We start from the raw sequence: 23,070 nt of genomic DNA, 5'->3' as shown, positions 1-23,070 counted from the left end.
GCTCTGTGTCACAGTGCCTCTGTGTTCTCTGCAAACTTTCAAATCATCTCCGCACCTTGGCGCCTCTGCGTTTAAACCTGAAATAAATATGATACGCCCCATTCACCTGTTCATCCTCGTCATTCTTATCACAACCGCCTGCCGGCCACGCACAGCCGCCGATGCCACGCAGACGTCGCAGGGCGAGACGTTGCAATATGCCCGCGGCTTTCGCATCTCCCCCATTGAGGGGGGCAAACTCTTGCGCATTGTCGATCCCGGCGATTCCCTGAGGGTGATGGCCACGCTGGCACTCATGGACGACGACACGCCACCGCCCGCCGGGGTCACGGCCGTGAAGGTACCGTGCCGGCGCATTGCCTGCCTGTCGTCCACTTACATGGCCTACCTCATTGAATTAGATGCCGTGGATGGCGTGGTGGCCATCAACAGCAGCCGCCATTTGATGAATGCCAAAGTCAATGCTCTCATCCATGACGGGCACATCCAAAAGGTGGGCAAGGAGGGAAACTTTAACACCGAAGCTCTGTTGGCATTGGCCCCCGATGTGGTGTTGGTGTCGCCATTTAAAACCGGGGGGTACGAAGCGCTGCAGCAGCTCAACTTGCCATTGGTACCCATGATGGCCTACGAGGAGGAGCATCCCCTGGGGCGCGCCGAATGGTTGAAGATGATGGGCTGTTTGGTGGGCAAGAAGCCATTGGCCGACTCGTTGTTTGCCAACATTGCTCAACAATACGACCACCTCAAACAATTGGCCGCCACAGCACCGCACCGTCCCTCCGTGTTCTCCGGCAAAATGAAATCAGGAACCTGGTATGTGCCCGGGGGACGAAGCTTTTATGCCCACTACTTTCGCGATGCCGGCGCGCAATATGTCTTTGCCGATGATGACAACCGTGGCGCCACGGCCGTCGATTTTGAAATTGTGTACCAGCGCGCGGCCAAGGCTGATTTCTGGCGCATCTATTCCAATACGCCCGGCGATTTGACGCGGGAACAGCTGGCCGCCGAAGATGCCCGCTACGGCCACTTTAATGCTTTTGAGAAAGGGAATGTGTTGTATTGCAACATTGCTGAAAAAGCATATTACGAACAAGGGCCGGTGAAGCCGCATGTGATGCTGGCCGATTACATTCATTTTTTCCACCCGGAATTGCTGCCCGCGCATGAGCCGGTTTATTATCAACGCATACAAGAGTAATTGATGGATATTTCCCAAACATCATCGACTCCCAGGTCAGCCCGTCATCGTTCCCAACTGTTGTTTGTCGCGATGGCGGGATTGGTGTTTTTGTTGTTTATGACCAACCTGGCATTGGGGTCTGTGTCGATCCCTTTAGCGCAGGTGTGGCAAATCATCATCCGCGGAAGCACTGATCATGCGGTGTATACCAACATTGTGATGCAAACGCGCCTGCCGCAGGCCATCGTGGCGTTGGGTGCCGGCATGGCTTTGGGCATTGCCGGGTTGATGCTTCAAACCCTGTTTAAGAATCCACTGGCGGGACCTTCGGTGTTGGGCATCTCTTCGGGTGCCAGCCTGGGCGTGGCTTTTGTGGTGCTGTTGTCGGGGCAGATGTTTGGATTGACATTGAGCGGCCTGCCCTTTTGGGGCGATATGGCTGTGATTGCGGCTTCGTTGGCCGGAGCATTGGGGGTGCTGATGATTATCCTGACCATTTCCAGTCGCGTAGCCGGTTCGCTGGCCGTGCTCATCATTGGCGTAATGATGGGGTATCTCTCCAATTCCATTGTGGGGGTGTTTAAATATTTCAGCCTCGAGGCCGATGTGCACAGCTACGTCATCTGGGGCTTGGGCAGCTTCAACCGCTTGTCGTTGCCACGGGCCATCCTGTTTGGGGGTGTTGCCGTTGCCGTGTCGGCGATGATGGTATTTTTGAGCAAACCGCTCAACTTGTTGGCCTTGGGCGACCGCTATGCGCAAAACCTGGGGCTGCACACCCGCCGGACGCGCCTGCTGGTGATATTGGGCGCCGGCTTGCTGACGGCTGTGGTCACGGCTTTCTGTGGCCCCATTGCCTTCATTGGCATGGCGGTGCCGCATTTGGCCAAGCTCACGTTTCGAACTTCGAACCATTTGACGCTCATCGTGGCTGCCGGCCTCATCGGGTCGGGTACCGCGCTATTGTGCGCCATCCTGTCGCGCCTGCCGGGGCTCGAGAGTGCCCTGCCCATCAATTCGGTGACCGCATTCGTGGGCGCTCCGGTGGTGATTTCGGTGATCCTGAAACGGCGGAGTGTGTGAAGAGAGGGGCAAAGGGGCAAAGGGGCAAAGCAGGAAAGTGGAGGAGTGGAGAAGTGGAGAAGTGGAGGAGTGCAAAAGTGTAGGCATGCACAAGGGCAATTACACTTTTAAAACAATGACGAAGTAATCCCAAGTCCCCCTTCGGTGGATTAGGGGGCTTTATAATAAACACATGGATATTTGCCAATTGTCTCATCTCACCACCGGTTATCGCACCGGTCAGGGGGTGAAAACCATATCTCAGGGGTTGGATGCCACGTTGCCATCGGGGCAGATGACCTGCCTGTTGGGTGCCAATGGAACGGGCAAGAGTACCTTGCTGCGAACCATTTGCGGATTCCTGAAGCCATTGTGCGGGCACGTGTCCGTTGCGGGACGCGAAGTGGCCGGGTTGTCGGCTCGTGAGATGTCGCGCCTGGTGGCCGTGGTGCTCACCGACCGGGTGGAGATTCCCAATGCCACCGTTACCGAATTGGTGCAGCTGGGGCGAAGTCCTTATACCGGCTTCATGGGGCGACTGGGGAGTGATGATGTGGCCATTGCCTGTCGGGCCATGCAGCAGGCGGGCATCTGGCACAAACGTCATCAAACCGTCACCAGCCTGAGCGATGGGGAGCGACAAAAGGCGCTCATCGCCAAGGCGCTGGCGCAGGAAACGCCCTTGATTGTGCTCGACGAGCCCACGGCGTTCCTCGATTTGCCGGCGCGTGTCGAAATCATGCAGTTGCTCCGTTCGCTCTGCTCCGATAAGGGCGTCAGCATATTAATGACCACCCACGACCTCGACCTGGCCTTGCAAATGGCCGACCGACTGTGGCTGTTGCAGCCCGACAGGCCGCTGGTGACCGGCAGCCCCGAGGATTTGATGCTGCAAGATGCCTTTGCTGCCATGTTTGCGCAATCGGGCATCGAGTTCGACATTCGCACGGGGCTGTTTCAGATTCAGCATCCCTATCGGCATCACATTGCCGTCAAGGGCCATGGATTTGGTTATGTGCTGTTGCGCCGCGCATTGGCTCGCTTGGGCATCCGCACGGTGGGCTATGGCGGCGGTCAGGCACTCTGGATCGACATCCGTGGCATCGATGTTCCCGAATTCGCGGTGATGTACGATGCGCATCCGCTGTTGGTGTCGCCTTCCGTCGAGCGGGTGGTGTCACAAGTGGTCGATGCCATGGCTTCAATGCCGATGGCGAAGCACATGAATGTATCGAACGATGCAATCATATAGTCCGGCTAAACAAGTACAAGACTGATGATTGACATGATCAGTCTTGTGCTTGTGTCTTGATACTTATATAAGATAAGAAGACGTGAGACGATGAGATCGAGGATGATATGAAGACGGATGTTTAGATCTGTTTTCTTCGTCTCTTCAATCTAATCTGTCTGTCTTTAGTCTTATCATCCTCTTATCTATTCTGCGAATGCACTCACTAAACGACATTAAATCTTGATACTCTTTTATCTCAATGAACCACTCCCTATCCATCCGATCCATCGCCATGGCCAGCGTTGCAGGCGACCCCGATGCCAATCTTGGCACTCTGGAGCGTCATCTGCGTCAGGCTCGGGAACAAGGCATTGAACTGGCCGTGTTTCCCGAGATGAGCATTTCGGGGTACATCACCCGTCCCGAGTCGGTCGCCCGATTTGTCGGGCGTCAGCACGATGTGCTGACCCGGTTGTTGGCCTTGTCGGTTCAAACGGATGTGGCCTTTACCGCCGGCATGCCCTGGCGGGAAGACGACGATTGCTATGTCGCCCAGTTTTTGTTCGACGGGGGGCGCCTCATTGGTTCTCATCGAAAGATGTATCTTGCCGGCAGCGAAGCAGCTGTGTTCACCCCCGGCCGGCGCATCGACACCTTTATGGTTCGGGGCATTCGCATGGGCATGCAGTTGTGCCTCGAGAGCCACATGCCCGAGCTGGCCTTGGAACAGTCACGGCAAGGGGCCTTTCTCATTGCCATGGGCTTTGCTTCGCCCCGCGAAGCGCCTCATGAGAAGCTGGAGCGTTGGATGCGTTACCTGCCCGCCCGTGCCTACGACAACGGCGTGTATGTGGTGGCGGCCAACCAAAGCGGCTGCAGCGAGTCGGGGCGCGAATTTCCGGCCGTCGCCCTGGCCATCGACCCCAAGGGGATTGCACTGGCTACTCAGGCAGTGAACCACCAGGTGTCGGCCTCCGCTCTCATCGACCCCGCCCATTGTTTGCGCATCCGCGATTCCCGAATGGGATGGTTCGTGGGCATGCGGTGACTTGGGGGTTGTCTTACATCCATCCTAAACGAATGTCATTGAGTTATGATATGATGATGTGAGACGAAGGATGAAATGAAGACAGATGTTTAGATTTGATCTCTTTGTCTCTTCAGTCTCCTCTGTCTGTCTTTAGTCTCATCATCTTCTTGTCTCTTCTAATATTAAACGATATAGAATACTAAACTTAAAAAAATGTCTTACGCCTTTTTAATCGCCGCTCCCACCTCCAATTCGGGCAAGACCACCGTCACGCTGGGGTTGATGCGGGCATTGATGAATCGGGGTTTGTCGGTGCAGCCCTTTAAGTGCGGGCCCGACTACATCGACCCCATGCATCATCGTCAGGTGGCCGGGCGCGACTCCTATAACCTCGACACGTGGATGTCGGCCGAAGCGCACGTCAGTGACCTTTTTGCCCGTCAGCGCCGCACGGCCGATGTGGCCATTGTGGAGGGAGTGATGGGGTTGTTCGATGGTGCCGTGCGTGACGAGGGGAGCCCCGCCCGGCTGGCCATGCTGCTCGACATCCCTGTGGTGTTGGTCATCAACGGCCGTTCCATGGCCTATTCGGCTGCCCCGTTGCTGTATGGCCTTAAGCATTTCGATCCCCGTGTGCGCATTGCCGGTGCCATCTTCAATATGGTGAGTGGCGACAATCATTATGCCTTTTTGAGAGATGCTGCGCAAGATGCCGGCGTGACGTCGTTTGGCTACCTGCAACGCAACGAACGGCTGGCGCTGACGTCGCGTCACCTGGGCTTGTCGATGCCTCACGAGAATGGCATGGATGAGCTGGTGGGGGAGATGGCCGGCATGATGGCGCAGTCCATCGACCTGGATGCCCTGTTGGGTGCCGTGGCCGCTCCGGAGACGGTCGCCACGATGTCGTCGCCTCATAGCCCCGGCTCGTTGCGCATTGCCGTGGCACGCGACGAGGCCTTCAACTTTATGTACCCGGCCAATGTGGATGCCCTGGCCCGGCTGGGCGAGGTGACATTTTTCAGCCCTCTGGCCGATACCCGCCTGCCCGACGCTGATGTGCTGTGGCTGCCCGGCGGTTATCCCGAGCTGTTTGCCGATGTGCTGAGCGCCAATACCTCCATGATGCAGGCCATACGCGACCATGTGGAGGCCAATAAGGTCACAATTGCCGAGTGTGGCGGTTTTATGTATCTGAGCCGATTGCTGCGCAAAGATGACCAAACCTATCCCATGGCCGGCATCTTCGATGTGGAGACATCGTTTCACGATGCACGCCTCACTCTGGGATATCGCCAGTTGAATCTGGACGGGCGCACCTTTCGGGGGCACGAATTTCACTATTCCACGGCCAGTTTCGGCAATCAACGCGGCATTGCGCAGGCGTTGACTGCGCGAAACCAACAGGTGGAAATGCCCGTGCTGCGATATAAAAATTGTCTGGGGTCGTACATGCATTTTTATTGCGGCGAACCCCATAAAATGAACGAATTGTTGGGGTGGCTATCCACGTAGAGACAGGGCATGCCCTGTCTCTACAACCCAACGCAACCCAAAAAATCATCATCAATCACCCCCATGAACATCTATCCATTCACCGGCGTGGGCATCGGCCCCGGCGACCCCGAACTAATCACCCTCAAAGGCCTCAAGGCATTGCAGCAGGCCGATGTGGTGTACTATCCCGCCACCCGTGTGGAGGGAACCAACGTGGTGAGTTTTTCTAAACGCATCATCGACCATTACGACCTGCTGTGCCCCTGCAAACCGTTGCACTTTCCCATGAAGCCGGCCTCGCGCCACGACGATTACCGGCAGGCGTGGGAAACGGTGAAAGCCGACATCGTGCGCGGTCTTCGGGTGGCGGTGGTGAGCGAGGGCGACTTGCTTTTTTACAGCACCTTTGGCTATCTGCTGCGTCTGGCCAAGGCCGAGGGTTTTGACTGCGACCTCATTCCGGGTATCCCGGCATTCATTCACACGGCTTCCATTGGGCAACTTCCGCTGGTGGATGAAGACCGATCCATCACCGTGATGGCGCGCCCAGGGTCGTTCGACAAGGTGCAGCAGGCTCTCGATGCCAACGAAGTGGTGGTGGTGATGAAGATGAGCATTCTGCGCGACGACTGGGCTGCATTTGTCAAACAATGCAACCGCCCTTTCTTTTACATTGAGAAGGCAGGCACGCCCGACCAGTTTTTCACCTCCGATGTGACCGAACTGGCAGCAAGGGAGATTCCTTACTTCTCGCTCATCGTGTTTCAATAGCACGGGCTTTATGACCATTGTTCATCTGAGAGATATGAAGATGTTTAGACGATAGACAGATAGATAAGACAGAAGAGATGATCAGATCTAACCGAACCGGCATCCAAAGCAATTATTGATAATCAATTAACAACACGCCCTGTCATGCACACCCTTTCGGGGGGTAGGGGGGCTTTCACTTATGAAAATATTCATCATCGGCATTGGCCCCGGCCATGCCCAATACCTGACCCCACAGGCTTCGGCCACCATCGCGCAAAGCGATGTGATTGTGGGTTATTCGATGTACCTCGACCTGATTGCGCCGCTCATTGTGGGCAAAGCCACCTTTGGCACCGGCATGAAAAAGGAGACCCAGCGTGCCCGTGAAGCCTTCGATTTGGCCGAAGGGGGTCAAACGGTGGCGGTCATCAGCAGTGGCGATGCCGGTGTGTATGGCATGGCTTCGCTCATGTGGGAGATGAAGGCGCAAACCGCCTCGCCCGTGGAGCTCGAAACGGTGCCCGGACTCAGCAGCATGTTTGCCGCCGCCGCCCTGATGGGGGCACCTTTGGGGCACGACTTCTGCGCCATTTCGCTCTCCGACCTGCTCACGCCCTGGGAGACCATCGAGCGGCGTATTGTGGCTGCCGCGCAGGGCGATTTCGTCACGGCCGTGTACAACCCCGTGAGCCACGATCGTTACTGGCAGTTGATGCGCCTGCGGGAGCTCTTTTTGCAGTGCCGATCACCGCATACGCCTGTGGGCATCGCCAGGCAGGTGGGGCGCGACGAGCAGTCGGTGCGCGTCATCACCCTGGGTGAACTCTCGGCCGCCGATGCCGACATGTTGTCGATCATTATCATTGGCAACTCCCAATCGTTTGCCTTTGACGACAAGCTGGTGACACCGCGCGGCTATGCCGATAAATATGGCCCGGCCAGGGGGGCGACGGGTGAGCCCGGCCGTCAAATCATGCGCGAGAGCTTCGGTCACATCCTCGATCAACTGGGCAACACCGACCATCTGCCTTTGGAAAACCTGTGGGTGGCGCTACACTGCATTCACACCACGGCCGACTTCTCTATGGCAGAGCTTGTGGAGATGGCTCCCGGCACGGTCGATGCCATTCACCGCTTGTTGTACAGCGGTCAGCCTCCCGTGATTGTCACCGACGTGAAAATGGTCACCGAAGGCATTCGCAAGGCCAAACTGCAGGAGTTGGGCATTGAGGTGAAGTGCTACATCAACGATCCCGAGGTGGTGCAACTGGCCTCCGACAAGCACATGACCCGTGCCCAGGCCGCCATGCAGGTGGCTGTGCGCGAACATCCCAACGCCATCTATGCCTTTGGCAACGCCCCCACGGCGCTGATGGAGTTGGTGCGTCTTACCCGTTTGGGCAAAGCTGCGCCCGCTGCCGTGGTGGCCGCACCCGTGGGGTTCGTCAATGTCGAGGAGTCGAAGCACCGCGTCAAGTTCGGTCTCGATGGCGTGCCGGCCGTCATTGTGCGCGGTCGCAAGGGCGGGAGCAACGTGGCAGCCACCATTCTCAATGCCATTCTTTCGTGGAGCGATGCCCTGGCTGTCAATCCCGGGGCGGGTATCCACTCATAATGTCTTTCACGCCCAAACCCTCAAGGTTTTCAAAACCTTGAGGGTTTAGTAGAACCAACACATCTCATGAACCTCACACTCATTGGCCTGACCGACCGGGAGGCACCCGTGTTTACCCCCGAGGTGGCCGGGCTCATTGCCTGCCATCGTCATTTTGCGGGGGGGGCACGTCATCGCGAATTGGTGGCGGGGCTGTTGCCCCCAGGAGCGCAGTGGCTCGACGTGACGGTGCCCCTCGACCCTTTTTTGCAGCAGTTGAACGATGGCCGCGACCGCGTGGTGTTCGCCTCGGGCGACCCGATGTTTTTTGGCATTGGCAACACCCTGATGCGGCATTTCCCGCAGGCTCACATCACGGTGCATCCGGCCATGAATGCCTTACAGATGCTGGCACATGCCCTGCACCTGAATCCCGGCCTGTTTAAAACCGTGTCGCTCACCGGACGAAGCTGGAAGGCCTTCGATGCTGCCCTGATGCTGGGCGAGCCGCAGCTGGCTATCCTCACCGACAAACACAAAACGCCCTCGGCCATCGCTGAACGGATGGTGCAATATGGCTATCATCATTACACCATGCACGTGGGCGTGCGGCTGGGCGGGGCACACCAACAGGTGGTGACGGCGCCCGTGGGCGAGATGGCGGGACGTTGTTTCGACCACCCCAACTGCCTTTTGCTCACCACCACCGGCCACCATCCCGTGCGACGGGGCATCCCCGAGGGGGAATTTCACCTGCTGTCCGGGCGTCCCAAGATGATTACCAAAATGCCCGTGCGTCTCACCACGCTGGCGCTCATGCAGCTGCATGAGCGCACGGTGATGTGGGATGTGGGCAGCTGCACCGGCAGCATGGCCATTGAGGCACGTTTGATGGCGCCCCATTTGCGGGTGACTGCTTTCGAGAAACGTCCCGAGAGCTTCGACATCATCACGGCCAACTGTCGCCAGTTTGGCGCGCCAGGCATCGACCTGATGACGGGCGATTTTTGTGAGGCCGACAAATCTGCCCTGCCGGCCCCCGATGCCATCTTTTTGGGTGGATATGGTGGCGACATGGCACGGGTGCTCGACCTCTGCCACACCCATCTGCTCCCCGGGGGTGTGCTGGCCTTCAATGCCGTGTCGGCGCAAAGCCGCCTCACCTTTGTGCAATGGTGCCGGCACCACCATTACCCCCCTGTGCACGAAACCCTTTTGCAGGTCGATGACCACAATGCCATTTGGGTGCTGGTGGTGCAAAAGGCATTGTGCCCCGACGGCTGAATGAGGCCTGGAGGCAGGCGCGGAGTCCGGGAGCATGGGCAAAGGAGGTGGGGTGCATCCTCCCCCTGAACGGTAGACGTCCGTCTACCGAATAAGTCGACGCTCGTCTACCGGATGGGTAGTCGTCCGTCTACCACATCGGGAGAGCATCGTGTACCATATCAGGGAGAACACGGTTGACCTTGATGGCCGACGGCGCTCGTTTGCAGATGGTGTGGGGCATGCATCGATGATGGCCGGGGAGTTGTTGGGGAAATTCACTCAACGCTCTTGGGTGTTGTGTTCTTTACAAATTCTATAATAAATCTCAATGTCGTGTAGTGATGATGATGAAGTAAGCCCATGAGACAGATGATGAGATGAAGAAAAGCTTCTGGATTTGTTCTGATCGTCTCTTCAGTCTAATCTATCTGTCTGGTGTCTGTTCATCTTCATATCTTTTATCACGATATCAAAAAATCATCTATCCTTTGAAATCATCCATTCTCATTCCCTTTTCGGAAGCGGGTCGGCAGTTGGCCGATCGTTTGGTGGCCTTGGGCTTTGATGCCGACCGGCTGGCCGGGGGCGATGCCATCGACACTGCCCTCTTGTTTGAGCGTTACCGGGCGCTGGTGTACATTGGCGCCCTGGGCATTTGCGTGCGACACATTGCCCCGCATCTTCAAAACAAAAAACACGATCCTGCCGTCATCAACATTGATGTCAATGGTCGTTTTGTGCAGCCCGTGGCGGGTGGACATGTGGGCGGTGCCAATGAGCTGGCTCAGCAGTTGGCGCACCTGTTGGGCGCTACGCCCGTCATCACCACCGTGAGCGACACCACGCAGTTGTGGCCTCTCGATCTGTTGCCCGCCCGCTACGGCTGGACGATGGAATGCAGTGGCCGAATGACCGAGCTGATGGCCCGATTTGTCAATGGTGAGCCCACCGCCTTGTTGCTCGAGGCACGAGATGCCGGAACCCTGTTTCTCGAGAGCGACTGTCCGCCTCATGTCACGATCTATCATGATGCCTTGCGCATCCCGGTCGACGAGGTGGCGGTGGTGCTGGCCGTCACGCCCCGGGTGTACGACTTTGGTCGTAAGGCCGTTTATTATCGCCCCCGCATGGTGCATCTGGGGGTGGGATGTCAACGAGACACTCCCGAAGTTGAGTTGATACAGGTGGTGACTGATGCCTTGGTCGCAAAGGGTTTTTCGCCTCTGAGCGTGGCATCGGTGGGTACCGCCATGCTCAAGCACGATGAGCCGGCGCTGCATGCCCTGGCACAGCAGTTGGGCGTTCCGCTGGTGCCCATCGACGAAACCATTTTGGCGGGCTACGATACCCCCTCGCCATCCGACCGGGTGCAGCAGGTCACCGGCAGTCCCAGTGTGGCCGAAGCGGCGGCCATGCACCTGTCGGGCAACGTCCCGGCCGTGACCAAGCAGAAACTGCGTGCCGGAGAGAAGCATGCCACCCTGGCGTTGGCCATCGACCGCGACCGGGAGCGTCGTGGCTTTGTAGAGATTGTGGGCGCCGGCCCCGGGGATCCGTTGTTGGTGACCGTGCGTGGTAAGATGCTGCTGCAAAGCGCCGATCTGATTTTGTACGCCGGCAGTCTGGTGCCTGTGGAACTCACCCGCTATGGCAAGGCGGGCTGCACGGTGCGCAACTCGGCGGCCATGGATTTGCATGAGCAGATTGCCACCATGAAAGCCTTTACCGACCGTGGTCTGCTTGTGGTGCGTCTGCACACGGGCGACCCCTGCATATATGGCGCCATACAGGAGCAGATGGCCGAGATGGATCGGTTGGGCATTCCCTATCGCATCACCCCGGGGGTGTCGTCGTTTCAGGCGGCGGCAGCTGCTCTGCAAAGCCAGTTCACCATTCCCGAAGAGGTGCAGACCATCATCCTCACCCGTGGCGAAGGGCGTACCCCCGTACCCGAGCGAGAGCAACTGCGTCATCTGGCCCGGTCGCAAAGCACCATGTGCATTTTCCTGAGTGCCACGCTGGCTGGTGAGGTGCAGGCGCAACTGCTTGAGCACTATCCGGCCCACACCCCCGTGGCCATTTGCCACAAACTCACATGGAAGGAGCAGCAGATATGGCGCTGCACGCTCGATGCCCTGGCGCATACCATCGCCCAGCATCAGCTCACGGCCACCACCCTCATTGTGGTGGGCAAGGCCATCGACAACCGTTCGGGTCTTTCGAAACTCTACGATGCCAACTTTAAACACCTCTTTCGGCCATGATATTGTTATTTGGCGGCACCACCGAAGGCCTGGCGGCGGCGCATCTGCTCGATGTGTTGGGTGAGTCCTATCTGTATCTCACCCAAACGCCCACCTCGCAACGCGTGAATGGCGAACATCGTCACGGGGCGCTGGATGCTGAGGATATGGTGGCGTTGTGTCGTCAGGTGAGGGCGCGCCTGGTCATTGATGCCGGGCATCCCTTTGCCTCGCAACTGCATGGCAACATCTTTACGGCATCGGAACAAACCGGCGTGCCGGTGGTGCGTTTTGAGCGTCCGGGTTTGATGACCGACATGCCCGGTGTACGCTTTTTCGATTCGTTTGCGCAGATGTGCGATGCTCTGGCTTTGCATTCAGTTGAACCGGTGCTGGCGCTCACGGGGGTGCAAACCATTGTTCATTTTAAAGCGGTGTGGGCAATGCCCGTCCATTTTCGCATCCTCGACACCGATTTGTCGATGCAAAAAGCCTTGCTGTCGGGCATCCCGCCGGGGCAGGTGCATGCGGCTCCGGCGCACATCACCGCCCAGTCGGTGCAACAACTTATCGACCGTACGGGTGCGCGCCTGCTGCTTACCAAAGAGAGTGGGCAGAGTGGTTATTTTAGTGTGAAGCAGGATGTGGCGCGGCGCAACAATATTCCGCTTTGGGTGGTGCGCCGGCCCCCCATGCCGGCATTTTCGCACACGGTGTTTGATGTGAAAGCTTTGCACCGTTTGATGCTGAGCATGCGCAAGGAGTTATGGAAAGAAGATGCCAATTTGCGTTCGGGCTACACCACCGGCACCTGTGTGACGGCCTGTGCCAAAGCGGCACTCGCGGCCATCGCCACGGGGCACTTCCCGACCGATGTGACGGTGGTGCTTCCCGAAGGCGAACGGGTGCGGCTGGCCATCTATCCTCAGCATCTCGACGGGGCTAGCGCCTCGTGTCTCACCATCAAGGATGCCGGCGACGACCCTGATGTGACCCATGCGGCCGAAATTGGTTGTCGGGTGGATTTGGATGCGAGCGGGCAAATCACTTTTGAGCGGGGCGTGGGTGTGGGCATGGTGACGCTGCCCGGGCTGCAATGCCCGGTGGGCGAGCCGGCCATCAATGTTGTGCCCCGGCGGATGATCTGTGAGGCGCTCACCCAAACGGCTCATGAACTTGAGTTGCCGTTGGGAATGCGTGTGACGCCCTTTGTGCCCGATGGGGAAGCATTGGCGCAACGCACCTTTAATCCTCGCGTGGGGGTGGCGGGGGGCATTAGCATCATTGGTACCTCGGGGCGTGTGGTGCCCCTGTCGCACGAGGCTTTTGTGGGCGCCATCCGGCAGCAGATTGAGGTGGCCCGGGCCATGGGTTGTTGCGAAATGGTGGCCACATCGGGACGACGCAGCGAACTGTTGGTGCAGCCGCGTTTTGCCCATTTGCCGCATCAGGCGTTTGTGCATCATGGCAACTTCATTGGCGACACTGTGCAGATGGTGGCTGATGCAGGGTTTGGCCATCTGGTGCTGGGCATCATGGTGGGGAAGGCCATCAAATTGGCCGAGGGGCACCTCAACACTCACAGTCATCGCGTCACCTTCAATGCCGATTTCGCAGCCCAAATGGCGCTCGATGCGGGTTATGATCACTCGGTGGCTGATGCCATCCGTCAACTGACGCTGGCCAATGCCATTTGCAACCTGATTCCTTTTGGGGGGCAGGAACCATTTTATATGGCGATGGCTTGCCGCTGCCACCAAGCCATCAAGGCCACATTGCAGTGCAACATGGCCTTGACGGTGATGATTTTAAATGATGACAGGGAGGTGACGTTCAGCGATTTTTCAGTGTGTTGTTGACGAAGCTCATCACCAGCAGCAACAGGCCGATGGCGAAGCAGAGGTGGCCGAGTAAACCAATCAGGTTAAAGACAGTATAGGCAGATGTAATGTGGTAATCGTATGAAAGCAAATTAAATTTAAAAAGGATGGGAATGATGATGGCGTAAAATAACGAAGTGATGAATGACAAGATGGCTCCGATAAGTAGGAGTGCTGAATAAGTCTCTTTTGTTTTTGAAAATAACATGCCGGCTGCCACCATGATGATGATGTTTGGGATGATGTAGGCATAGCTGAGCAGGTTTCCCAGGAATTGGATGAAGCTGTTTGATACGATTTCCATAGTGTTTGATGGTTTAAATGAATGGATAAGATTCGAAGTTATCAGAATATTTTGGATGGCCATGGGCGAAGCATCCAAAATCTAAATGGTGACATTAGAGTAGGGCAAAGCCCTGCTTAGATGTAAAAAAAGAACTAAGCCCATGAAAGAGTGCAAGCTTAACGACATTGTCTCTATGATTTGTGAAATTCTTTGCTATCTCTAAATCGATGCAGCCATTTTGTTTAGCAATGAAAGTGCATCGCGATTTTGTGAATAATAGATTAAAGGTCTCAACCCTTAGACACTATTTGCTGCACAACATTGATGATTTGCTTATTGATGTTTTTTTCCATTTATCGCTTGCCTGCCCGATTATGTCTTTAATTTTGCACCCGTTATGACAAATTCTGCTGAAAGCACTTCTTTATCCCAAGGACAACTGCAAAAGGGGCGTCTTTTTATTGCCGGCACCTGTTCCGATGCGGGCAAGAGCATCATTACTGCCGGTTTGTGCCGCATCTTTAAGCAGGATGGGCTTCATCCCGCGCCCTATAAGGCACAAAACATGTCGCTCAACAGTTATGCCACGCCTGAGGGGCTCGAGATCGGTCGGGCGCAGGCCGTGCAGGCCGAGGCATGCGGCATTCCCTGCCACACCGACATGAACCCCGTGCTGCTCAAACCCACGGGTGACCTCAATTCGCAGGTCATTCTCAACGGCAAGCCGGTGGGCAACCGTTCGGCGCGAGAATATTACAACAGTGAACATCAAAAGCCGTTGTTCGACAAGGCTTACGAAGCCTTTGAACGTTTGGCGGCACGTTACTACCCCATTGTGATGGAGGGCGCCGGCAGCATCAGCGAACTCAACCTGCGACACCGCGACATCGTGAACATGCCCATGGCCTTGCGCGTGGGGGCATCGGTGATTTTGGTCACCGACATTGAGCGGGGAGGGGTGTTTGCCAGCGTGTATGGTTCCATCATGTTGCTGCCCCCGCAGGAGCGTGCGCTCGTGAAGGGAGTAATTGTCAATAAGTTCAGGGGCGATATTTCGCTGTTTGATGAGGGAAGGCGCATCCTTGAGGAGATTACCGGCGTGCCCGTGCTTGGCATTGTGCCGTGGTTCAACCACATCCACATCGAGGAGGAGGATTCGGTGTCATTGTCACGCAAGTGCAAAACAGCTGTTGATGGTCGTCTGAACGTTTGTGTGGTGGCCTTGCCCCGCATGAGTAATTTTACCGATTTTAATGTGCTGCAACGCATTGATGGTGTGAACCTCTATTTCTCGGCTGACGCTGCCCAGTTGCAGAGAGCCGATGTCATCATTCTGCCCGGATCAAAAAACACCATTGGCGACCTTATGTTTCTTCATGAGAATCAGCTTGGGGATGTGATATTGCAGGCGCGTCGCCAAGGCAGGTCGGTGGTAGGCATATGTGGCGGTTATCAAATGATGGGCCGCATGGTGCACGACCCGCACGGGGTGGAGGGCGATGTGACCCAATGTCCCGGACTGGGGCTGTTGCCCATGGATACCACCCTCGAGAAGGAGAAAACTACCCGACAGACTGAATTCCGTTTTCGCGGGAGTGAGGCGGTTTGTCGCGGTTACGAAATACACATGGGCATCAGCCGTGTTGATGCCTTTCAGGAACCTTTGACCATGACGCCCGACGGCCACCGCGATGGCGTTTGGATGGACGAGCGTTGTTGGGGCTCCTACATGCATGGCATTCTCGATAATGCGGCCGTGTTGCAGTCGCTGTTGTCGCCCTATGGCATCGACCTGACGGGGCTTGAAGATGATTATACCTACAAAGAGCGTCAATACAATCTGCTGGCCGACCACTTGCGGGGTTGCCTCGATTTGGACGCCATTTACCGAATGATACAATGACCCTGCATCCTCAAGAAATACCTTCAACGGCAACACAGTCGGTGCCTCATGGCGACGACTTGTTTCGTTATCCGGGCATGGTAAAGGCCAATTTCAGTTCCAATGTTTGGCCGGGCGGTATGTTGCCACAATTGCGTCAATGCCTTTCCGGACATATCGACAGCCTGGGTTCCTACCCGCCGCCTCACGGCGAAATGGTGACGGCACGTTTGGCGCTCCATTTGGGCGTGGCGACGGGGTGTCTGTTGCTCACCAATGGCACAGCCGAGGCTATCTACCTCATTGCCCGTTTTTTTGCCGGACAGGTGAGCCGCATTGTGATGCCTACTTTTTCGGAGTACGAACATGCCTGTGCTTTGTTTGGGCATCAGGTAGAGCCCTGGCACGATACCGAACACTTTGATGGATGTCATTTTCGCCATGGGCTTTTCTGGGTGTGTAATCCCAATAATCCCACGGGTCGAATTGTTTCCCGTGAGGCCATCCTGTCGATGGTGGCCGACAACCCGTCTTGCTGTTTTGTGGTGGATGAGGCTTATCAGGGGTTGGCCCAGGAGGTTCCTTCGCTGGTGAATGCTGTGGAGATTTTTCCCAATTTGCTGGTTTTGCGTTCACTGACCAAGACTTATGCCGTACCCGGGCTTCGGGTGGGCTATGTGGTCGGACATCCTGATTTGATCGGACGTCTGGCGGCTTTTCAGCCTCCTTGGAGTGTCAATGCTTTGGCCTTGCACATGGTCGATTTTGCCGTGCAGCATCGACCATTTACGCCCGACGAGTTGTCTGATTACCTTCGCCGTTCCCGGCATTTGCAAATGGCCATTGGACAGATTGCAGGGTGTGAGGTAACAGCATCGCCTACCGGCTATTTTATCGTTCGCACCCCGGTGCTTGCCGCGCAATTAAAGGAGCAACTGGTGCAGCGGTTTGGTCTGTTGGTGCGTGATGCGTCCAGCTTTAATGGTTTGTCGGCGTATGACATCCGCATCGCCGTGCAGGAGGATGAAAGCAATCGACTTTTGTTGGATGCCCTGCGGCAATTGGTTGCCGGGGAATAAACGCTTGATTATATTTTTTTTGATGATGGATTTTTTGATTGTTGTTGCCATTGTGTTGGCCTATTTGCTCGACTTGTGTGTGGGTGACCCCATTCATTGGCCACATCCGGTGGTGGGGTTTGGACGGTTGATTGCCGGTGGTGAAAAGCGTTGGAACAACGGGGCGCATCGTCTGCTCAAGGGTGCATGTTTGGCGGTTGGGTTGATTGTTGGCACCGGATTGTTTTTTGGGGCGTTGATGTGGTTGGGGCGTTCTGTTCATCCCGTCCTCGAAGCGGTGCTGGTGTTCGTTTTCTTTTTTTATGGCATTGCCAATCGAACCCTCGTTCACGAAGGGCGCATGGTGTTTCAGGCGCTTGACCGTCAGGGGCTCGACGCCGGACGTGTGCAGCTCTCGCGCATCGTGGGACGCGACACATCGCAGCTTACGCCTCAACAAATCCGTACGGCCGTGCTCGAAACCATGGCCGAAAATCTGAGCGATGGTGTGGTGGCTCCTGTTTTTTGGTTTCTCGTGGGCGGCATTCCCGGCATGATGGCTTATAAAATGGTCAACACCCTTGATTCGATGATTGGTTACAAAAACGATCGTTATTTATTGTTTGGCCGTGTGGCTGCCCGCATCGACGACGTGGCCAACTATCTCCCGGCTCGGATAACGGCTCTGTTGATGGCATTGGTCACTTTTTCGGTGCGTGCTTTGCAATTTATCGTTAAATTTGGCCGCCTTCACAGTAGCCCTAACTCGGGTTTTCCCGAAGCTGCATTGGCCGGTATCCTTAACGTGCGTTTTGGTGGCCCCAATGTATATCACGGCATTTTGGTAGAAAAGCCCTTTATCGGGATTCATGCCCGGGACATTGTCAATAACGACTTCCGGGTGGCTGCTTATGTCAACCATGCCGTTTGTTTGGTCATGGTGTTGTTGGCGCTTGTTTTTCAATTTGTTTAAAATGATTTATTTATGACGGTGAATATTCCACCCCTTCATCACGAGATGGCCGATGCCATTCAGTATAAGATTGATCAAAAGACCAAGCCGGTTGGTTCCCTGGGCAAGATGGAACGCATTGCCAGGCAAATTGCACTCATTCAGGGGACTTTTCAACCTCAACTGTGCAATCCGGTCATGCTCACCGTGGCGGCCGATCATCATATTTGCGAAGAGGGAGTCAGCTCCTGTCCGGTCGAAATCACCTGGCAGCAGTGCATGAATTTTATCAATGGTGGTGGGGGCATTGGCTTGTTCAGCCGCATTTATGGGTTTGAATTGTTTGTGGTGGATGCCGGCGTCGATTTCGACTTTGTGGCGCATCCGCATCTTATTGATAAAAAGGTTCGCAAAGGAACCCGTAACTTTTACCGCGAACCGGCCATGACGCTCACCGAATGTCGCAAGGCTTTGCAAAATGGCCGTGATGTTACAGCTATGATGGCCGAGCGGGGCAGTAATGTGCTGGGTTTTGGTGAGATGGGAATTGGCAACACTTCACCGGCTTCGGCGTTGTTGTCGGTTTTCTCTGGCTTGTCGGTTCCCGATTGTGTGGGGCCCGGCGCCGGTCTTTCCGACGAGGGGGTGCGCCACAAGGCTCAGGTCATTCAGGCAGCCATTACCCGGCATGGCATTTCAAAGAATCCGATTGAGAATTTGGCTCGTTTTGGAGGGCTGGAAATTGCCACCATCGCAGGCGCCATGCTCGAAGCTGCCTCCCGGCGTATGATCATCATCACCGATGGGTTCATCACCACATCGGCGCTCATGGCTGCGGCTGCCATCAATCCGTTGGTGCTCGATTATTCGCTTTTTTCACATCTCTCGCACGAACGTGGCCATCGTCTGATGGTCGATTTTCTCAATGGTGAACCCATCATGCATCTTGATTTTCGATTGGGCGAAGGGACCGGGGCTGCCGTGGCCTATCCGGTCATTAAAGGAGCTGTGGAGATGTTTAATCACATGACCTCCTTTGATGAAGCCGGGGTGTTCAATACAGCCAATGAAGTGTTGAAAGTTTGATGATTTTGTCAGTTAAAATTTTGTTTCATCAATAAATATGATAGCAATGGTGCCTGAAGTAACGTCATTTACCGGAAAGACTTTTTTCACGCAAGCGCCGACCATGAACGAGCTGATGATTGCCGGAATCATCGTGGCTTCGGCGGTATTAATTGGAATTTTCATAAAGCGGGTGTTGTTGGTTTGGTTAAAAAAACTGGCTGATAAAACCGAGTGGGAGGGTGATGATATTGTCATCGAGTCACTACAAAATATGGTGGAGTTCTTTTTCCTGTTCATCGGGCTTTATTTTGCCGTGTTTTATTTGCCTTTCAATGAAAAATGGGCAGGATTGTCACAGCGCTTCATTCAAGTCGCCCTGGTGTTTTTGGTGACGGTGTTTGTGGCTCGTGTTGGTTCTAAGGCCATTACCTTGTATCAGTCCAAGCAGGAAGGGGTTGCCAAGTCTACCAGTATATTTGGTTTGGTTCTCAAGGGAATTGTATATGTGTTGGGGGGATTGGTGATTTTACAATCCATGGGCATTTCCATCACGCCTTTGCTTACAGCGTTGGGGGTCGGTGGTTTGGCCGTGGCTTTGGCGTTGCAGGATACGTTGTCGAACCTGTTTGCCGGTTTGCAGATTTTGGCATCAAAAAGCATTCAGCCGGGAGATTATGTGCAGCTTGAGTCGGCCGACGAAGGCATTGTGGAGGACATCAGTTGGCGTACCACTTCCATTCGTGCACTCCCCAATCGCATTATTGTGATTCCCAATAGCAAACTGGCTGCATCCACGGTTCGCAATTTCAGTAAACCCGACCTTGAAATTTCTGTTCCTATCGAAGTGGGGGTGGGATACCAGTCGGATCTTGATCATGTCGAGAAGGTTGTTATTGAAGTAGCTAAAGAGGTGTTACAATCTGTTGACGGAGCTGTGGCTGACTGGAACCCCGTGGTGCGTTTTCACACTTTTGGTGCTTATAGCGTCAATTTCACGGTTGGACTTCGGGCTAAAGAGTTTGTATTTCAATTTCCTTTGAAGCACGAGTTTGTCAAACGCCTTCACAAACGCTTTAAGCAAGAGGGCATCGAAATTCCGTTCCCCATCACCACCATTCAAATGAAAAAAGATAATTAATCCAATATCAGTTTGTGAGATGAAGAAGATTTACAAGGTCGTTTATCAGCCATATAAATGGTTGGTTTACCTGCCGTTGATGATTGTGTTGAGTTTATTGGCTTCTTTCTGTGCCATCTTTTTTTCGTTGGTCGTATCGCAACGGATGGGCAACCGAATTGGCGGCATTTGGTGGTCACGTGCCGTGGGCTTCATCACTCCCATGTGGGTGAAGGTGACCGGACGCGAGAACATCGACCGCAAACAATCATACATCATTGTGGCCAATCATCAAAGTGCTTACGATATCTTTTTGTTGTATGGATGGTTAGGGGTTGACTTTCGGTGGATCATGAAAAAAGAGCTTCGTAAAATTTTTGGCATCGGGTTGGCCTGCGAAAAGGTGGGGCACATCTTTATTGACCGATCTTCACCCAAGGCCGCCATGCAATCCCTCGAAGAGGCCAAATCGAAACTGCTTAAAGGAACTTCGGTGGTTATATTTCCCGAAGGTACGCGTACCGGGAAAAATCAGTTGGCCAAGTTCAAGCGTGGTGCGTTTAAAATGGCATACGACCTGAATTTGCCCATCCTGCCCGTCACCATCGTCAACACTCATAAGGTGATGGGGAGCGGTTTCTTCAATTTGTTGCCCGGGAGGGTGCGTTTGGTGATACATCAACCGGTTGACATTGAGCAATACAAAGGCAACGAGGAGGCATTGGTGGATCGTATTCGCACCGATATCAACAGTGGGTTTTAAACGAGTATGGATGATTGTCGTTTGGTTTAGTGAAAACGGAGTTTGATTGTGAAACCGGGGATGAGAGGAAACGAACCCTGTCAACAGCTTCTATAAATAGGAATATGATTGTTGTAATGAGTGCAAGAGTACAACAATACCTTTTCTAAACTGCATTAGAATACTAATACTAATTGATTTTGTTTTGTGAATAAAATTGACGTTTGCGTCTCTCCGGCTCTTTATTCGTTGCACCACAACCCCGAATCGGTGGTGGTGGTGGTGGATATTCTCAGGGCTACTTCGGCCATTTGTGCCGCTTTTATGAATGGTGTGAAGCACATCATCCCTATCGGAACCATTGACGAAGCTCGCGCTTGCAAAGAAAAGGGCTATATGGTTGCCGCCGAACGTGACGGCTTGGTACTCGACTTTGCCGATTTTGGCAATTCACCGTTCAATTTCACGCCAGAGCGGGTGGCCGGTCGCGACATCGTTTACAGTACCACCAACGGGACACAAGCCATTCAAATGGCCTCCGGAGCCCATCACGTGGTGGTAGGTGCCTATTTTAACATCTCGGCTTTGGCCAGATGGATTGTTGCCCAAAAACGCGATGTGGTGATATTGTGTGCCGGATGGAAGAATCGTTTCAGCCTCGAAGATACTTTGTACGCCGGAGCTTTGGCGCATCAGCTCATCGGTAGCGGCGCGTTCGAAACCATTTGCGATGCCACCAATGCTGCCCTCGATTTGTGGCAGGTTGCGCATCACGATTTGCAGAACTATGTGCTGAAGGCAGCTCAAAAGGCGCGTTTGGCCAAGCATGGTCTCGATGATGTGATTGATTATTGTCACACGCCCGATTTGTCAAACATCATCCCATTGCTCGACGGGGAGCGTTTGGTACCTGTCGAAGCCTGAGGCGCATCAGGTGCTTGCATCCGGGTGGAGTTCATACTCGAAAAAAATAGTCTGATTAGAGAATTAGTTCATCATTTTTAATAATTTTGCGCCATCCAAAATAACAGTTGTTATAAGCTCAATAAAATACGTTAGATCCATCACAAAATTTACACCATGAAGAAGCACAACTTTTCTGCCGGTCCATCTATCTTGCCGGATTTTACCATTAAAAATACTGCCGAAGCAGTTTTGAATTTCGCAGGAACTGGTTTGTCGTTGTTGGAAGTGTCGCACCGGGGCAAAGAATTCGTTGCCGTGATGGACGAAACGCGTGCCTTGTTCAAAGAAGTGTTGAACGTGCCAGCCGGTTACGAAGTGGTATTCGTAGGTGGTGGTGCCAGCTTGCAGTTTTGCATGGTGCCTTATAACCTGATGAACAAGAAAGCGGCTTACCTCATTACCGGAGAGTGGGCAAACAAAGCTGCTAAAGAAGCCAAATTGTTTGGCGAAGTGGTTGAAGTGGCTTCTTCTAAAGATAAAAATTTCAACTACATCCCCAAAGGGTGGAGTGTGCCCACTGATGCTGATTATTTGCACATCACAACCAATAACACCATCTACGGTACCGAAATTAAAAAAGATCTGGATGTAAATATTCCATTGGTGGCTGATGCTTCTTCTGACATCTTCTCTCGTCCAATGGATATTTCTAAATATGCCATTGTATATGGTGGTGCACAAAAAAACCTGGCTCCTGCCGGTTTGACTTTCGCCATTGTTCGCGAAGATGTATTGGGTAAAGTTGAGCGTCCTATCCCTACCATGTTGAACTACAAAACACACATGGAAAAAGAATCGATGTTCAACACGCCTCCTGTACTTCCTGTGTATGCAGCATTGCAAACCCTTAAGTGGTTGAAACAAAACGGTGGCTTGGAAGTAATGCACAAACGCAACAACGAAAAAGCCGAATTGCTTTACAATGCCATCGACAGCAGCAAAATGTTTAAGGCAACTGTTAATGATGCCGAAGACCGTTCTATCATGAACGTTTGCTTTGTGATGAAAGACGAATATGCCGAACTTGAAAAAGAATTCCAGGCATTTGCTTCATCCAAAGGGATGGTCGATATCAAAGGTCACCGTTCTGTGGGTGGTTTCCGCGCTTCTATTTACAACGCCATGCCCATCGAGAGCGTAAAAGCTCTTATCGATGTGATGAACGAATTTACCAAAAGCCACTAATGACTGGCAAAATGATACTAACCGGACAGTTCGCTTGTCCGGTTATTTTCGTTTATGGGCAGTTCTTTT

General features: G+C 54.1%; 19 protein-coding genes. 18 read left to right on the top strand and 1 reads right to left on the bottom strand.

The window, feature by feature from the left end; all coding sequences use genetic code 11:
* Window positions 1-88 precede the first annotated feature (88 nt).
* The 10 genes from LX69_RS01915 to cbiD all read left to right on the top strand — a co-directional run bounded on the left by LX69_RS01915 (window position 89) and on the right by cbiD (window position 13,724).
* Complete coding sequence (locus LX69_RS01915) at window positions 89-1,204, top strand: ABC transporter substrate-binding protein (RefSeq protein WP_111444120.1); 1,116 nt, start codon at window positions 89-91, stop codon at window positions 1,202-1,204.
* Window positions 1,205-1,207: 3 nt separating this feature from the next.
* The gene (locus tag LX69_RS01910) at window positions 1,208-2,269 is read left to right on the top strand and encodes an iron ABC transporter permease (protein WP_111444119.1); all 1,062 of its coding nucleotides are present in this window, start codon (window positions 1,208-1,210) and stop codon (window positions 2,267-2,269) included.
* A 172-nt stretch (window positions 2,270-2,441) separates the two neighbouring features.
* Window positions 2,442-3,500 (top strand): ABC transporter ATP-binding protein, encoded by a 1,059-nt coding sequence (locus LX69_RS01905; RefSeq protein WP_111444118.1) that lies wholly within the window; start codon window positions 2,442-2,444, stop codon window positions 3,498-3,500.
* 241 nt (window positions 3,501-3,741) lie between these two features.
* Window positions 3,742-4,530 (top strand): nitrilase-related carbon-nitrogen hydrolase, encoded by a 789-nt coding sequence (locus tag LX69_RS01900; RefSeq protein WP_111444117.1) that lies wholly within the window; start codon window positions 3,742-3,744, stop codon window positions 4,528-4,530.
* Between the two features lie 195 nt (window positions 4,531-4,725).
* On the top strand, window positions 4,726-6,027 hold the full coding sequence (locus tag LX69_RS01895) for a cobyrinate a,c-diamide synthase (protein ID WP_111444116.1): 1,302 nt from the start codon (window positions 4,726-4,728) through the stop codon (window positions 6,025-6,027).
* Window positions 6,028-6,090: 63 nt separating this feature from the next.
* Window positions 6,091-6,780 (top strand): precorrin-2 C(20)-methyltransferase, encoded by a 690-nt coding sequence (locus tag LX69_RS01890; protein ID WP_170124194.1) that lies wholly within the window; start codon window positions 6,091-6,093, stop codon window positions 6,778-6,780.
* Window positions 6,781-6,961: 181 nt separating this feature from the next.
* Window positions 6,962-8,377, top strand: coding sequence for a precorrin-3B C(17)-methyltransferase (gene cobJ / locus LX69_RS01885; protein WP_111444114.1), 1,416 nt, complete (start codon window positions 6,962-6,964; stop codon window positions 8,375-8,377).
* A 66-nt stretch (window positions 8,378-8,443) separates the two neighbouring features.
* A complete protein-coding gene (gene cbiE, locus LX69_RS01880) occupies window positions 8,444-9,640 on the top strand; it encodes a precorrin-6y C5,15-methyltransferase (decarboxylating) subunit CbiE (RefSeq protein ID WP_111444113.1) in 1,197 nt (398 codons plus the stop codon).
* Window positions 9,641-10,110: 470 nt separating this feature from the next.
* The gene (gene cobM, locus LX69_RS01875; protein ID WP_111444112.1) at window positions 10,111-11,886 is read left to right on the top strand and encodes a precorrin-4 C(11)-methyltransferase; all 1,776 of its coding nucleotides are present in this window, start codon (window positions 10,111-10,113) and stop codon (window positions 11,884-11,886) included.
* Window positions 11,883-13,724, top strand: coding sequence for a cobalt-precorrin-5B (C(1))-methyltransferase CbiD (gene cbiD, locus LX69_RS01870; protein ID WP_111444111.1), 1,842 nt, complete (start codon window positions 11,883-11,885; stop codon window positions 13,722-13,724). Before cobM ends, cbiD begins: the two co-directional genes overlap by 4 nt.
* Here the strand turns inward: cbiD and LX69_RS01865 are convergent.
* Window positions 13,699-14,049 carry a hypothetical protein gene (locus LX69_RS01865; RefSeq protein WP_111444110.1) on the bottom strand — a complete coding sequence of 117 codons (351 nt, stop codon included), beginning with the start codon at window positions 14,047-14,049 and terminating at the stop codon, window positions 13,699-13,701. The genes cbiD and LX69_RS01865 overlap by 26 nt on opposite strands.
* Window positions 14,050-14,428: 379 nt before the next feature.
* Between LX69_RS01865 and LX69_RS01860 the strand changes: the two genes are divergently transcribed.
* From LX69_RS01860 to serC, 8 genes are all read left to right on the top strand, one after another.
* Window positions 14,429-15,934 (top strand): cobyric acid synthase, encoded by a 1,506-nt coding sequence (locus tag LX69_RS01860; RefSeq protein WP_170124193.1) that lies wholly within the window; start codon window positions 14,429-14,431, stop codon window positions 15,932-15,934.
* The gene (locus tag LX69_RS01855) at window positions 15,931-16,992 is read left to right on the top strand and encodes a pyridoxal phosphate-dependent aminotransferase (RefSeq protein WP_111444109.1); all 1,062 of its coding nucleotides are present in this window, start codon (window positions 15,931-15,933) and stop codon (window positions 16,990-16,992) included. Before LX69_RS01860 ends, LX69_RS01855 begins: the two co-directional genes overlap by 4 nt.
* Before the next feature lie 22 nt (window positions 16,993-17,014).
* Complete coding sequence (gene cbiB / locus LX69_RS01850) at window positions 17,015-17,944, top strand: adenosylcobinamide-phosphate synthase CbiB (RefSeq protein WP_221621243.1); 930 nt, start codon at window positions 17,015-17,017, stop codon at window positions 17,942-17,944.
* 12 nt (window positions 17,945-17,956) lie between these two features.
* The gene (gene cobT, locus LX69_RS01845; RefSeq protein WP_111444108.1) at window positions 17,957-19,009 is read left to right on the top strand and encodes a nicotinate-nucleotide--dimethylbenzimidazole phosphoribosyltransferase; all 1,053 of its coding nucleotides are present in this window, start codon (window positions 17,957-17,959) and stop codon (window positions 19,007-19,009) included.
* Between the two features lie 46 nt (window positions 19,010-19,055).
* Entirely contained in the window at window positions 19,056-20,129 is a 1,074-nt protein-coding gene (locus LX69_RS01840; RefSeq protein WP_170124192.1) for a mechanosensitive ion channel family protein, read from the top strand.
* A 19-nt stretch (window positions 20,130-20,148) separates the two neighbouring features.
* Window positions 20,149-20,871, top strand: a complete 723-nt coding sequence (locus tag LX69_RS01835; RefSeq protein WP_111444106.1) for a lysophospholipid acyltransferase family protein — start codon at window positions 20,149-20,151, stop codon at window positions 20,869-20,871.
* Between the two features lie 186 nt (window positions 20,872-21,057).
* Entirely contained in the window at window positions 21,058-21,774 is a 717-nt protein-coding gene (locus LX69_RS01830; RefSeq protein WP_111444105.1) for a 2-phosphosulfolactate phosphatase, read from the top strand.
* A 156-nt stretch (window positions 21,775-21,930) separates the two neighbouring features.
* Entirely contained in the window at window positions 21,931-23,001 is a 1,071-nt protein-coding gene (serC, locus tag LX69_RS01825; protein WP_111444104.1) for a 3-phosphoserine/phosphohydroxythreonine transaminase, read from the top strand.
* The last annotated feature ends 69 nt before the right edge of the window (window positions 23,002-23,070 follow it).

Origin of the sequence: Breznakibacter xylanolyticus (assembly GCF_003254275.1) — a bacterium.
Classification (GTDB): domain Bacteria; phylum Bacteroidota; class Bacteroidia; order Bacteroidales; family Marinilabiliaceae; genus Breznakibacter; species Breznakibacter xylanolyticus.
This window is presented reverse-complemented; position numbering and strand designations above follow the sequence as displayed.

What these genes read in the sequence shown, in the direction of transcription:
- LX69_RS01860 (WP_170124193.1), top strand. Translation starts at nt 14,429, where the DNA reads ATGACAAATTCTGCTGAAAGCACTTCTTTATCCCAAGGACAACTGCAA.
- LX69_RS01835 (WP_111444106.1), top strand. Translation starts at nt 20,149, where the DNA reads ATGAAGAAGATTTACAAGGTCGTTTATCAGCCATATAAATGGTTGGTT.
- LX69_RS01840 (WP_170124192.1), top strand. Translation starts at nt 19,056, where the DNA reads ATGGTGCCTGAAGTAACGTCATTTACCGGAAAGACTTTTTTCACGCAA.
- LX69_RS01855 (WP_111444109.1), top strand. Translation starts at nt 15,931, where the DNA reads ATGACCCTGCATCCTCAAGAAATACCTTCAACGGCAACACAGTCGGTG.
- LX69_RS01900 (WP_111444117.1), top strand. Translation starts at nt 3,742, where the DNA reads ATGAACCACTCCCTATCCATCCGATCCATCGCCATGGCCAGCGTTGCA.
- LX69_RS01905 (WP_111444118.1), top strand. Translation starts at nt 2,442, where the DNA reads ATGGATATTTGCCAATTGTCTCATCTCACCACCGGTTATCGCACCGGT.
- cobT (WP_111444108.1), top strand. Translation starts at nt 17,957, where the DNA reads ATGACGGTGAATATTCCACCCCTTCATCACGAGATGGCCGATGCCATT.
- LX69_RS01915 (WP_111444120.1), top strand. Translation starts at nt 89, where the DNA reads ATGATACGCCCCATTCACCTGTTCATCCTCGTCATTCTTATCACAACC.
- serC (WP_111444104.1), top strand. Translation starts at nt 21,931, where the DNA reads ATGAAGAAGCACAACTTTTCTGCCGGTCCATCTATCTTGCCGGATTTT.
- cobJ (WP_111444114.1), top strand. Translation starts at nt 6,962, where the DNA reads ATGAAAATATTCATCATCGGCATTGGCCCCGGCCATGCCCAATACCTG.
- cbiB (WP_221621243.1), top strand. Translation starts at nt 17,015, where the DNA reads ATGATGGATTTTTTGATTGTTGTTGCCATTGTGTTGGCCTATTTGCTC.
- cbiD (WP_111444111.1), top strand. Translation starts at nt 11,883, where the DNA reads ATGATATTGTTATTTGGCGGCACCACCGAAGGCCTGGCGGCGGCGCAT.
- LX69_RS01865 (WP_111444110.1), bottom strand. Translation starts at nt 14,049, where the DNA reads ATGGAAATCGTATCAAACAGCTTCATCCAATTCCTGGGAAACCTGCTC.
- cbiE (WP_111444113.1), top strand. Translation starts at nt 8,444, where the DNA reads ATGAACCTCACACTCATTGGCCTGACCGACCGGGAGGCACCCGTGTTT.
- LX69_RS01895 (WP_111444116.1), top strand. Translation starts at nt 4,726, where the DNA reads ATGTCTTACGCCTTTTTAATCGCCGCTCCCACCTCCAATTCGGGCAAG.
- LX69_RS01910 (WP_111444119.1), top strand. Translation starts at nt 1,208, where the DNA reads ATGGATATTTCCCAAACATCATCGACTCCCAGGTCAGCCCGTCATCGT.
- LX69_RS01890 (WP_170124194.1), top strand. Translation starts at nt 6,091, where the DNA reads ATGAACATCTATCCATTCACCGGCGTGGGCATCGGCCCCGGCGACCCC.